Origin of the sequence: Micromonospora sp. NPDC049801, from assembly GCF_040656575.1 — a bacterium.
Lineage (GTDB): Bacteria > Actinomycetota > Actinomycetes > Mycobacteriales > Micromonosporaceae > Micromonospora.
In genome coordinates this window covers 721,757-733,742 of record NZ_JBFAMS010000001.1, presented here as the reverse complement: position 1 = coordinate 733,742, position 11,986 = coordinate 721,757, and the positions used below count along the sequence as shown (strand labels likewise).

At 71.6% G+C, this 11,986-nt stretch carries 9 protein-coding genes; 6 read left to right on the top strand and 3 right to left on the bottom strand.

The window, feature by feature from the left end; all coding sequences use genetic code 11:
- Window positions 1-687 precede the first annotated feature (687 nt).
- The 4 genes from AB0I89_RS03480 (at window position 688) to mshC (ending at window position 4,204) form a co-directional block, all read left to right on the top strand.
- Window positions 688-1,392 (top strand): MSMEG_4193 family putative phosphomutase, encoded by a 705-nt coding sequence (locus AB0I89_RS03480; RefSeq protein ID WP_357119374.1) that lies wholly within the window; start codon window positions 688-690, stop codon window positions 1,390-1,392.
- A 112-nt stretch (window positions 1,393-1,504) separates the two neighbouring features.
- The gene (locus tag AB0I89_RS03475) at window positions 1,505-2,083 is read left to right on the top strand and encodes a DUF3090 domain-containing protein (RefSeq protein WP_355052975.1); all 579 of its coding nucleotides are present in this window, start codon (window positions 1,505-1,507) and stop codon (window positions 2,081-2,083) included.
- Window positions 2,080-2,898: an SCO1664 family protein gene (locus AB0I89_RS03470; RefSeq protein ID WP_357119371.1), complete on the top strand. Its 819-nt coding sequence runs from the start codon at window positions 2,080-2,082 to the stop codon at window positions 2,896-2,898. The genes AB0I89_RS03475 and AB0I89_RS03470 overlap by 4 nt, the downstream gene beginning before the upstream one ends.
- 67 nt (window positions 2,899-2,965) lie before the next feature.
- On the top strand, window positions 2,966-4,204 hold the full coding sequence (mshC, locus tag AB0I89_RS03465) for a cysteine--1-D-myo-inosityl 2-amino-2-deoxy-alpha-D-glucopyranoside ligase (protein ID WP_357119368.1): 1,239 nt from the start codon (window positions 2,966-2,968) through the stop codon (window positions 4,202-4,204).
- A 117-nt stretch (window positions 4,205-4,321) separates the two neighbouring features.
- Here the strand turns inward: mshC and AB0I89_RS03460 are convergent, their stop codons facing one another.
- The 3 genes from AB0I89_RS03460 to AB0I89_RS03450 all read right to left on the bottom strand — a co-directional run bounded on the left by AB0I89_RS03460 (window position 4,322) and on the right by AB0I89_RS03450 (window position 7,644).
- Window positions 4,322-5,440, bottom strand: coding sequence for an acetylhydrolase (locus tag AB0I89_RS03460; protein ID WP_357119365.1), 1,119 nt, complete (start codon window positions 5,438-5,440; stop codon window positions 4,322-4,324).
- Window positions 5,441-5,821: 381 nt separating this feature from the next.
- A complete protein-coding gene (locus AB0I89_RS03455; protein ID WP_357119362.1) occupies window positions 5,822-6,613 on the bottom strand; it encodes a GntR family transcriptional regulator in 792 nt (263 codons plus the stop codon).
- A gap of 161 nt (window positions 6,614-6,774) precedes the next feature.
- A complete protein-coding gene (locus AB0I89_RS03450; protein WP_269678735.1) occupies window positions 6,775-7,644 on the bottom strand; it encodes a PAC2 family protein in 870 nt (289 codons plus the stop codon).
- 262 nt (window positions 7,645-7,906) lie between these two features.
- Here AB0I89_RS03450 and metH point away from each other — a divergent pair, with 262 nt between their 5' ends.
- Window positions 7,907-11,422 (top strand): methionine synthase, encoded by a 3,516-nt coding sequence (metH, locus tag AB0I89_RS03445; protein ID WP_357119359.1) that lies wholly within the window; start codon window positions 7,907-7,909, stop codon window positions 11,420-11,422.
- A 63-nt stretch (window positions 11,423-11,485) separates the two neighbouring features.
- Entirely contained in the window at window positions 11,486-11,914 is a 429-nt protein-coding gene (locus AB0I89_RS03440; RefSeq protein WP_357119356.1) for a hypothetical protein, read from the top strand.
- Window positions 11,915-11,986: the final 72 nt, after the last annotated feature.

Sequence of the window (11,986 nt, the reverse complement as noted above, 5' to 3'; positions counted from 1 at the left end):
GTGGTCTGCACCGCTGCGGCGGCGGGCTTGGCGTCGACCGGGTTGGCGTGGGCGGCGATGGGGCCGGCGAAGACGCCACCGGCGAACGCGAGACCGGCGATGGACAGCATGCTCTTGCGGAAGATCGTGTTCATCAGGGGTTGCTCCTTCGGGGGTAGGAAACACCCACCTGTCACCAGTGCGGGGGATCGGTGACGGGGGTGTCAGCACCTCGTCCGGGCGCTCAAAGACTGGGGGGCGGCCTGCGAGCCGGGGGGCTCGTGGCGGCCGGTCCGGGTGTAACGACCCGGGGGGCGGGGCCATTCCCGGGGGCCGACGATCCGCGAGGGCTCGTCGTGCCGGGACCGGGTGTAACGACCTGCGGTCCGGGGCCATTCCCGGGGGCTTGGCTCCCCCGGGGCGGGGGGCTCGGCCGTGGTCCTGCGATCGTCGGAGGGTGTAACGACCCCCGGCCCGCCACGATTCCGGCCCACGGGTGCAACCGGTCACCACACCGGCCCCACAACCGGACACACCGCCCGCGTGCGGCGATACGACCGGGTGATCGACTCCGGATCGGCGAACTCGGGGCATCCCGGACCGGTCGATGCCCCCATATCGGCGAACTCGTGTCGATCACGGCGATCGGGGCGGCGTGGCCGGAGCCCGTGGCACTCGGGAGGTACCGGGGAGGCCTAGGGTGATCGTGTGGCGACCCTTCTGCTTCTGCGACACGGCCGTACCACCGCGAACGCCGACGGCGGCCTGGCCGGCCGGCAGCCGGTCGAGCTGGACGACACCGGGCGCGCCCAGGCCACCGCGGTCGGCGAACGGTTGCGGGCAGTGCCGTTGGCGGCGGTCGTCACCAGTCCGCTGATTCGCTGCCGGCAGACCCTGGAACTGGCGTTGCCCCAGGCCACTCCGGTTGTCGAGGAGGGCCTGATCGAGTGCGACTACGGCAGCTGGGAGGGGCAGCCGCTGAAGAAGCTCGCCAAGGAGCCGCTCTGGCCGGTGGTCCAGCAGCACCCCAGCGCGGCGGTCTTCCCGCAGGGCGAGGCGATGGCGGCGATGGCGGCCCGCGCGGTGGCCGCCGTCCGCGACTGGGACGCTCGGGTGAACGCCGAGCACGGGCCCGAGGCAATCTGGCTGGCGTGCAGCCACGGCGATGTGATCAAGGCCATCGTGGCGGATGCTCTCGGCGTACACCTGGATGCCTTTCAGCGGATCGTGGCCGACCCGGCGTCGGTGACCGCGATCCGCTTCACGCCGCTGCGGCCCTTCCTGGTTCGGCTCAACGACACCGGCGGTGACCTCGCCGCGCTGGTCCCGCCGCCGCGCAAGCGGCGTCGGCGGACCACGCGGGCGGCCGACTCGGACGCCGCCGTCGGCGGCGGAGCGGGCGCGGCCAGGTGAGAAACACCGCCACGCCCGGGTGTGGCACCCGATACACCGGGCGCGTTGCCCCTGCGGCGATTCGGGTCGGTGGGGTGCGCGATGCCATGGTGGGCCGGATAGGGTCGTGGGTATGACCCACCAGGTGCACGCCTTCGAACCGCCGGAGCGGTTCGTCGCCGGGACCGTCGGGCCGCCGGGGGAGCGCACGTTCTTCCTGCAGGCCCGCGGCGGCGGCAGGCTGGTCAGCGTCGCGCTGGAAAAGGTCCAGGTGTCCCTGCTGGCCGAGAAGCTGGAGGAGCTGCTCACCGAGGCGCAGCGCCGCTTCGGGGTGGAGTTGCCCGAGCTGGCGCCGGTGACCGGCGACAACGAGCCGTTGGACACCCCGGTCGACGAGGAGTTCCGGGTCGGGACGCTCGGGCTGGCCTTCGACGTCGACACCGCGACCGTGGTGATCGAGGCGATCGCCGCCGGCGAGGTCGAGCCCGAGGTCGAGCTGGGCGACGAGGACGACGAAGAGGACGACGAGGACGAGGAGCCGGACGAGGACCTGGACCGGCTGCGCGTGCGGCTCACACCGCAGGCCACCCGCCAGTTCATCGAGCGGGCCCGGCGTGTGGTCAACGCGGGCCGGCCGCCGTGCCCGCTGTGCGGCCAGCCGTTGGACCCCGCCGGGCACCTGTGCCCGCGGCACAACGGTTACCACCGGTGACCTTGTCCGGCCTCCAACCTCTGCGCGACGGTGACGCCGCGCTGCGGCTGCTCCGCGACGGCACCCTCGACCTGGAGGGTCGGCTGGTCGACGCGTCGAACACCACCCTGCGGGGCATCCTGACCCTCGACGGCGTCACGGCCCGCTGCGTCTACAAGCCGGTACGCGGCGAGCGCCCGCTGTGGGACTTCCCGGACGGCACCCTCGCCGGCCGGGAGGTGTCCGCGTACCTGGTGTCCCACGCCACCGGCTGGGCCCTGGTGCCGCCGACCGTGCTGCGGGACGGTCCGTTCGGCCCCGGTTCCTGCCAACTCTGGATCGACGAGCCGGAGGACGCGGAGCCGTTGGTCGGGTTCGTGCCGGCCGAGGAGGTGCCGCCGCGCTGGTTTCCGATCGCGGCGGCCCGGGACGACGACGGTGCCGCGTACGCCCTCGCGCACGCCGACGATCCACGCCTGGCCCGCCTCGCCGTACTCGACGCGGTCATCAACAACGCGGACCGCAAGGGCGGGCACGTGCTCGTCGGCGCCGACGACCGCATCTACGGCGTGGATCACGGGGTGAGTTTCCACGTCGAGGACAAGCTCCGTACGGTGCTCTGGGGTTGGGCCGGCAAGCAGGTTCCGCCGGACGCCATGGAGATGCTCGACGGGCTCGCCGCGCAGGTCGCCGGGCCGCTCGGCGAGGAGCTGGCCGACCACCTGACGATCAGCGAGATCGCCGAGTTGGCCGCCCGCGTCGAGAAGTTGCGCGAGACCGGCCGCTTCCCGCAGCCGCCGGAGGACTGGCCGGCGATACCCTGGCCACCCATGTGACCCCGCTGTCATCTTGATCACCCGCTGGGCGTCCCGGTGTCGCCTGAGGGCTGGTTAGGCTGAGGCCATGGAGTCTTGGGCGGGACACGAGGTGCCACGGCTGCCGGGTCGGGGCGAGCCGTTGGCGTTGTACGACTCGGCGCGGCAGGGTGTCCACCCGAGCGACCCGGCCGACGCGGCGAGCATGTACGTCTGCGGCATCACCCCGTACGACGCCACCCACCTCGGTCACGCCGCCACCATGATCACGTTCGATCTGGTGCAGCGGATGTGGCGCGACGCCGGCCGTCCCGTGCGGTACGTGCAGAACGTCACCGACATCGACGACCCCCTGCTGGAGCGGGCCGCCCGCGACGGCGAGGACTGGGTGGTCCTGGCGATGCGGGAGACGGCCCTGTTCCGCGAGGACATGGAGGCGCTGCGGATCATCCCGCCGGAGCGTTACGTGGGCGCGGTCGAGTCGATCCCGGACATCGCCGACAAGGTCGAGGTGCTGGTCAAGGACGGTGCCGCGTACCGGCTCGACGACGGCACCGGCGACGTCTACTTCGACATCTCCGCCACCGGCCGGTTCGGCTACGAGTCGAACCTGACCCGTGAACAGATGCTGGAGATCTTCCCCGAACGCGGCGGCGACCCCGACCGGGCCGGCAAGCGCGATCCCCTCGACCCGCTGCTGTGGCGGGGGGCGCGCGAGGGTGAGCCGTCCTGGCCGGGCGGGGAGCTGGGCCCGGGCCGGCCCGGCTGGCACATCGAGTGCGCGGTCATCGCGCTGAACCTGCTCGGCGACCGCATCGACGTGCAGGGCGGCGGCAACGACCTGCTCTTCCCGCATCACGAGGCGTCCGCCGCGCACGCCGAACGGCTCACCGGCCAGGCCCCGTTCGCCGAGCACTACGTGCACGCCGGCATGATCGGCCTGGACGGCGAGAAGATGTCCAAGTCCCGCGGCAACCTGGTCTTCGTGTCCCGGCTGCGCGCCGACAAGGTCGACCCGATGGCGATCCGGCTCGCGTTGATCTCCGGCCACTACCGCAGCGACCGCACCTGGACCGACGACCTGCTCACGGCCGCGCAGGAGCGGCTGGACCGCTGGCGGCGGGCCGCCGCCGCGCCCGCCGGGCCGTCCGGGGCCGAGCTGCTGTCCGGGGTACGCGCCAGACTGGCCGACGACCTCGACACCCCCGGCGCTCTGGCCGTCGCCGACCGCTGGGCCGACGCGACCCTGGCGGGCGCCACGGATGACCCGGAAGCCCCGGCCCTCTTCGCGAAAACCGTAGACGCCCTCCTCGGCATCCGCCTCTAACAGTTCGGCCGTTCCCCATCGGGGCTGCCCGTCCTTGATCGACTCGGGTTCCTTGAAACCGCGCTGTCCGGATGCCTGGGATGCCCCGACTTCCAGGAAGCCGAGTCGATCAGACGGTCACGGAAGGTACGCCACCTCGGGGAACGACCGGCTCGGCCCGTTCAGTAGGTGGCCGCTCCGGTGCCGCAGGTGCCTGTCGAAGAACGCCAGCGGGTACGCCTGCCCGATGCGGACCGCGCGGGCAGGGTCGAGCGTGCCGACCCAGGTGGCGAGTTCCTCGTCGCTCATGCCGATGAGCTTTGCCAGTTGCGGCACGAGCCACTGGTTGTCGCCGTAGGACGAGTGGATGGCGCCGGCGGCCTGGACGTCGAGTCGCCATCCGCGTAGGTGCGTGAAGAACTCGGCGACGGCGGGCATCGCGGCCCGGGTGTTCTCCGCGGTCATGAGCATGAACGGCCGGTACAGGTCGGTGGTGGGCAGCGGCTGGGACAGCATCGGGGCGTCCAGGCTCAGCCCCGCCCGGACCCGTCGGTCGGTGCCCAGGGTCAGGGCTGTCGCGGTGCCGCCCTTCGACCAGCCGAACATGCCGATCCGACTCAGGTCGAGGGTGGCGCCCAGCCCGCTCGGTAGTGGCGCGTGGTCGACGTCGGGGTTCCCCCCGGCAGCGAGGTCGGCGATCTGGTCGAGGACGAACCGGACGTCCCGCGTGTAGGTCCACGGAGTGGAATCGAAGTCGTCCTCCGGGATGGTGACTCGGCCGTCGGGGAATTCGCTGAACCCGTCGTACGTGTGGTCCACGGTGACCACCACGTACCCGTGGCTGGCGAGCTCCTGCACCACGATCGTGGTGTCCGAACGGTGGCTGCCGGCGCCATGCGAATACAGCACAACCGGCAACCGCCGGCCCGGGTGCCGCACCGGGGCACCCTCGTGCCCGGCCGTCAACGGTGCCAGCGCGGCATCGGAGTCGAACCCGGCGGAGGCCAGCAGCACGCGCATCGAGGCGGGGGTCATCCACGGGTAGCGCGGGTAGCGCCTCTCGTCTCGGGCGGGATACCAGACGCTGACCATCAGTTCCCGGTACCGCCCCGGCCCGGCCAGTGGTTCCGGCTGCGACCGGTCGACCAGGTGCAGCGGTACCACCCCCACGCGGTACGGCCCGGTCGGCCTGGGGAGGCGGAGTCGGACCGGGCCTGAACCGGCGGTTGCCGCCGAGGCGCGGCCGGCAATGCCCATCGATGCGCCGGCCCCGACCGCCAGTGCGGCTCCGACAAGGCCACGGCGTGTGATCCCCCGTGCACCAACAGATTTGACGGTTGGCATTGACCCTCCCCTGGGTTGTGAGCCGCCGGAACCAATCCCCGGCCAGCTATATACTCGCAGTATAGATACCGAGTGTATAGATGTATAGGGCGGTGCGTTCGACAGGAAACTCACCGGGAGCGCTCCGGCACCCCGCGATTTCGCAGCTCCCGTCCCGGTGGTGGGTGTCCCGAGCGGGGCAGGGCAGGATCGGGCCGGTCGAGGTGGTCAGGGCCGGACGGAGGCGAGGGAGGCGGTCGGGCCGGGGCGCGGAACGAACGGGCTAAGGCGGGCAGGCCAGGCCCAAAGTGCCGGCTAGCCCAGGACCAGGCCGGGGTCCGGGTCGGGCGCTGCGCTGGGGCCGGGGATCTGGTACTCCTCGGTGAGGGTGGTCATCGGGCCGGGCCAGGTGGCCTGGGCGACCTCGATGGGCTTGCGGTGACTGTCGTACGCGATGTGCAGCAGGTGCAGCACCGGTGTGTCGGGCCGGATCTGGAGGGTCTCGGCCTCCTCGCGGCTGGGCTGGCGGGCGCTGATCGTGTCGGTGGCCGACACGTACCGGCGGCCGGTGGCCTCCTCGGCCTCCTGGTAGAGCGGCCGGCCGAACGCCTCGGCCCGCTCCAGCGACGTGCCGTCGGTGTCGCGGGGGAGGAACCAGGAGGCGCCGACCTCGACGGGGGAGTCGTCGGTGCGTACGAGGTGGCGACGGCAGAGCAGGTTGGTGCCGTCGGAGACGCCGAACGCGTCGGCGACCTCGGCGGGCGCGGGAGAGAGGCCGACGGAGACGAGCTGTTGGCGGTATCGGGCGGCCAGGTCGGTGTGGTAGCCGCGGAACCCGCCGTACCGGCCCCGGGAGAGGCGGTTCAGTCGACGCCGGGTGCCCCGGACGTACGTGCCCGAGCCGGGTTTGGTGATCAGGATGCCCTCGACCCGTAGCTGGTCGACGGCGCGTTGCACGGTCTGCTTGGCGACGCCGAACATCTCGGCGATGGCCGGGATGGACGGCAGCCGCTCGCCGGGGCCCCAGTCGCCGCGGCGGACCTGGGCCTTGAGCTGCGCGGCGATCTGCCGGTGGGGGAACTCGGCGGCGCCGGGATTGATCTGCACATCCGCCTCCTTGATCACATCTAGGTTCCTAGGATGCCTTAGAGGGTGTGACGGCGCCACTCTGGACACGCGGAAACGGGCCCCGAAAACGGAAACGGACCCCCGAGCGCGGAGACGGGCCCCCGGACCAGAGGAGGTCCGAGGGCCCGCGACGGACAGTGCTACCAGGAGCCGGCGGTGGGGCCGGCCGAACCGCCTCGACGCCGCAGGTACTTCTCGAACTCCTGGGCGATCTCGTCACCGGTCAACGGGGTGATGCCCTCGTCGCCGACGCGTTCCTCCAGCTCGCGGACGTACTCGCCCAGCTCGGCGTCCTGCTCGGCGGCGCTGCGTACCCGCTGCTCCCACTCGGCGGACTCCTCGGCCAGGTCGGCCATCGGCACCGGCAGGTCGACGACCTCCTCGACCCGGTGCAGCAGGGCGAGGGTGGCCTTGGGGCAGGGCGGGTTGTTGGCGTAGTGCGGCACGTGCACCCAGAACGACACGGCGTCGACCTCGGCGCGGGCGCACGCGTCGTGCAGTACGCCGACGATGCCGGTCGGCCCGTCGTACCGGGTGGGGGTGAGCTGGTAGCGCTCCGCGGCCTGGGCGTCGGAGGCGCTGCCGCTGATGGGCAACGGCCGGGTGTACGGCACGTCGGCCAGCAACGCGCCGAGCAGCACCACCCGCTCCACCTCCAGGCTGTGGCAGATCTCCAGCACCTGCTCGCAGAACGTCCGCCAGCGCATGCTCGGCTCGATGCCCCGGATCAGCACCACGTCGCGGTCGGTGCCTTCGGGGCTGGCCACCATGAACCGGGTCGTCGGCCACTCCACCCGGCGGGTCTCCCCGTCGGCCATGGTGATGGTGGGCCGGCTGACCTGGAAGTCGTAGAAGTCCTCCGGGTCCAGCTCGGTGATCTGCCGGGCGTTCCAGACCTGTTCCAGGTGCTCGACGGCCGCGGTGGAGGCGTCGGCGGCGTCGTTCCAGCCCTCGAACGCGGCGATGGCCACGGGGGACCGCAGGACCGGCAGTCCGTCGAACTCGGTCACGCCGTCACCTCACCCTGCTCGTGGCGGCCGGCACCGGGACCGCGCCCGGTTGTCGGACCGTGGTGCACGATGGCGTCCCTGTTCTCCTTCACGTCCGTCAGCCTACGTGCCGGGCAGGGATGCGGCCCGTCGGCCGCGCCGGTCCACCCACTGCGCCACCGGGCATACGGCGGCGAACCGGACAGGGTGATCCGCCCGACACAATATGGGATCGGGCGTGGACGGGGCTCGGGTTCGCGTGGGGCCGCACTAACCTGAACGGGTGCGGACTTCGTTGCTGGATGTGCTGGCCGATCGGATCCTCATCGCCGACGGGGCGATGGGCACGATGCTGCAGGCCGCCGACCTCACTCTCGACGACTTCGACGGCCTCGAGGGATGCAACGAGATCCTCAACGTCACCCGCCCCGACGTGGTGCGGGGGGTGCACGACGCGTACCTGGCCGCCGGCGCGGACTGCGTGGAGACCAACACGTTCGGCGCCAACCTGGCAAACCTCGGCGAGTACGACATCCCGCAGCGCATCCGCGAACTGTCCGAGGCGGGCGCGCGGATCGCCCGGGAGGCCGCCGACGCGGCCAGCACGCCGGAGCGGCCCCGCTTCGTGCTCGGCTCGATCGGCCCGGGCACCAAGCTGCCCACCCTCGGTCACGCCGGCTACGCGACCCTGCGCGACGCGTACCAGGAGAACGCCGCCGGCCTGATCGCCGGCGGCGCGGACGCGCTGATCATCGAGACCTGCCAGGACCTGTTGCAGGTCAAGGCGGCGATCGTCGGGTCGAAGCGGGCGATGGCCGAGCTGGGCCAGCGGGTACCGATCATCTGCCACGTGGCGGTGGAGACCACCGGCACGATGCTGGTGGGCAGCGAGATCGGCGCGGCCCTGGCGGCGATCGAGCCGCTCGGGGTGGACCTGATCGGGTTGAACTGCTCGACCGGCCCGGCCGAGATGAGCGAGCACCTGCGCTACCTGTCGCAGCACTCCCGGATCCCGCTGTCGGTGATGCCGAACGCCGGTCTGCCGGTGTTGACGGCCGACGGCGCGTACTTCCCGCTGACTCCCGTGGAGCTGGCCGAGGCCCTGGAACGGTTCATCTCCGAGTACGGCGTGGGGCTCGTCGGCGGCTGCTGCGGCACCACCCCGGAGCACATCCGGGTGCTGGCCGAGCGGCTGCACGGCGTCACCGCGTCGCCGCGCGAGCCCCGCCACGAGCCGGGTGTGTCGTCGATCTACCACCCGGTGCCGTTCGCCCAGGACGCCTCGGTGCTGATGGTCGGAGAGCGGACCAACGCCAACGGCTCCAAGGCGTTCCGGGAGGCCATGCTCGCCGCCGACTGGCGGGCCTGCGTCGAGATCGCCCGTAGCCAGGCCCGCGACGGCTCGCACCTGCTCGACCTGTGCGTCGACTACGTCGGCCGCGACGGTACGCGGGACATGCGCGAGCTGGCCGGCCGGTTCGCCACCGCGTCGACGCTGCCGATCATGCTGGACTCCACCGAGCCGGCCGTCGTCGAGGCCGGGCTGGAGATGCTCGGTGGCCGCTGCGTGGTCAACTCGGTGAACTTCGAGGACGGCGACGGCCCCGACTCCCGGTACGCGCGGGTGATGCCCATCGTGCGCGAGCACGGCGCGTCGGTGGTGGCGCTGCTCATCGACGAGGAGGGGCAGGCGCGCACGAAGGAGTGGAAGGTCCGGGTCGCCGCGCGGCTGATCGACGACCTGACCGGCCGGTGGGGGATGGACCGCGCGGACATCCTGATCGACGCGCTGACCTTCCCGATCGCCACCGGGCAGGAGGAGACCCGCCGCGACGGCCTTGAGACGATCGAGGCGATCCGGGAGATCGCCCAGCGGTACCCGGGGGTCAACTTCACCCTGGGCATCTCGAACATCTCCTTCGGCCTCAACCCGGCCGCCCGGCAGGTGCTCAACTCGGTGTTCCTGCACGAGTGCGTGCAGGCCGGTCTGAGCTCGGCGATCGTGCACGCCAGCAAGATCCTGCCGATGACGAAGATCCCCGACGAGCAGCGCGAGGTCGCGCTCGACCTGGTCTACGACCGGCGGCGCGACGGGTACGACCCGGTGCAGCGTTTCCTGGAGCTGTTCGAGGGCGTCGACGTGACCAGCGCGCGGGCCACCCGCGCGCAGGAGTTGGCGGCGCTGCCGCTGGACGAGCGGCTCAAGCGGCGCATCATCGACGGCGAGCGCAACGGCCTGGAGGCCGACCTGGACGAGGCGATGGCCGGCGGCCGGTCCCCGTTGTCGATCATCAACGACATCCTGCTGGACGGCATGAAGGTCGTCGGCGAGCTGTTCGGCTCCGGGCAGATGCAGCTGCCGTTCGTGCTCCAGTCCGCCGAGGTGATGAAGACCGCCGTGGCGTACCTGGAACCGCACATGGAGGCCACCGAGGACGGCGGCAAGGGCCGCATCGTGCTGGCCACCGTGCGCGGCGACGTGCACGACATCGGCAAGAACCTGGTCGACATCATCCTGTCCAACAACGGCTACGAGGTCGTCAACATCGGCATCAAGCAGCCGATCAGCGCGATCCTCGACGCCGCCGAGCAGCACCGCGCCGACGCGATCGGCATGTCCGGGCTGCTGGTCAAGAGCACGGTCATCATGAAGGAGAACCTGGCCGAGATGGCCACCCGCGGTGTTGCCGAGCGCTGGCCTGTCCTGCTGGGTGGGGCGGCGCTGACCCGGTCGTACGTCGAGGACGACCTGCGCTCGACGTACCCCGGGCAGGTGCACTACGCGCGCGACGCGTTCGAGGGTCTGTCCCTGATGGACCGGGTGATGACCGCCAAGCGCGGCGGCGCCCCGGTCGTCGACCCGGAGCGCGAGGCGGCGCTGGCCACCCGCCGGGCCCGCCGCGAGCGGCAGCGCACGCTGGTCACCGACTCGCTGCCGGAGCTGCACGACTCCTCGGTCCGCTCCGACGTGGCCGTCGACGTGGAGGTACCCACCCCGCCGTTCTTCGGCACGCGCGTCGTCAAGGGCGTTCCGATGGCCGACTACGCGGCGCTGCTCGACGAGCGGGCCACGTTCCGTGGGCAGTGGGGGCTCAACGGCGCCCGCGGCGGCAACGGGCCCTCCTACGACGAACTGGTCGAGACCGAGGGTCGGCCGCGTCTGCGGTACTGGCTGGACCGGCTGATCGCCGACCAGGTCCTTGAGGCAGCCGTGGTGTACGGCTACTTCCCGGCGTACTCCGAAGGAAATGACCTGGTGGTGCTCGACGAGAACGGGCACGCGGAGCGCGCCCGGTTCTCGTTCCCCCGCCAGCGGCAGGAGCGACGGCTCTGCCTCGCGGACTTCTTCCGGCCCAAGGGCGACCAGCTCGATGTGGTCGCGCTGCAACTGGTCACGGTCGGGCAACCCGTCAGCGAGTACGCGGCGAAGCTGTTCGCCCGCAACGAGTACCGCGACTACCTGGAGGTGCACGGGCTGTCCGTGCAGCTCACCGAGGCGCTCGCCGAGTACTGGCACCGGCGCGTGCGGTCCGAGTTGACCCTGCCCGACGGGCGTCCGCTGGGCCACGACGACCCGCAGGACCTGGCGGGCATTCTGCGCAACGACTATCGGGGCTGCCGGTACGCGTTCGGCTACCCGGCCTGCCCCGATCTGGAGGACCGGGCGAAGATCGTGGACCTGTTGGGCGCGGAGCGGATCGGCGTCGAGTTGTCGGAGGAGTTCCAGCTCATGCCGGAGCAGGCCACCGACGCCATCGTGGTCCACCACCCGGAGGCGAGCTACTTCAACGCCAAGTAGCGCCCCCGGCCTTGGCGGCATCGACGGTCCAGTCCGCCCGGCGGTCGTAGGAGGATGGGGGCCATGTCTGAAGCCTTCGTCGCCGAGCCGCCGTGCGCGGTGTGTGAGCGTCCGGCGACCCGCGTGGAACTTGTCGCACCGGATGGACAGCCGGTTGAATGGCAGCGCTGGTCATCGGCGCAGCGCGACGCCTACGCCGCCGCGCGGGAGCGCCACACCGGCCAGCGGTGGTGGCTGCTGTATTCCGGGGTTGCGGCGGGTAACGGGCTTGGACGACCGGCGGACCCGGCAGAGGCGCAGCGCATCGTCGACGCCTTCACCCCGCCGTACCGGTACGCCGCCGTCACGACGGCCGGCTTCTACGACGACGCCGGATTGTGCGCGCGGTGCGACGTCCCGTACTGCTCCCACCACTGGAACGTGTCCAGCACCGGCTACGGACGATGCCCCCAGGGGCACGGCAAGAGCCTCGACCCGCACTGGTCACCCTAGTGAGCCCTGATGCGCCGGAGGTAGCTCCTGCGGTGACTCGCGGTGGTTGAGGCCGCGCCCTTACGGTGCGTG

Bases quoted from the DNA above. Each gene is read 5' to 3' on its own strand.
- mshC (WP_357119368.1), top strand. From the start codon at position 2,966: ATGGAGTCTTGGGCGGGACACGAGGTGCCACGGCTGCCGGGTCGGGGC.
- AB0I89_RS03460 (WP_357119365.1), bottom strand. From the start codon at position 5,440: ATGGGCATTGCCGGCCGCGCCTCGGCGGCAACCGCCGGTTCAGGCCCG.
- AB0I89_RS03475 (WP_355052975.1), top strand. From the start codon at position 1,505: ATGACCCACCAGGTGCACGCCTTCGAACCGCCGGAGCGGTTCGTCGCC.
- AB0I89_RS03440 (WP_357119356.1), top strand. From the start codon at position 11,486: ATGTCTGAAGCCTTCGTCGCCGAGCCGCCGTGCGCGGTGTGTGAGCGT.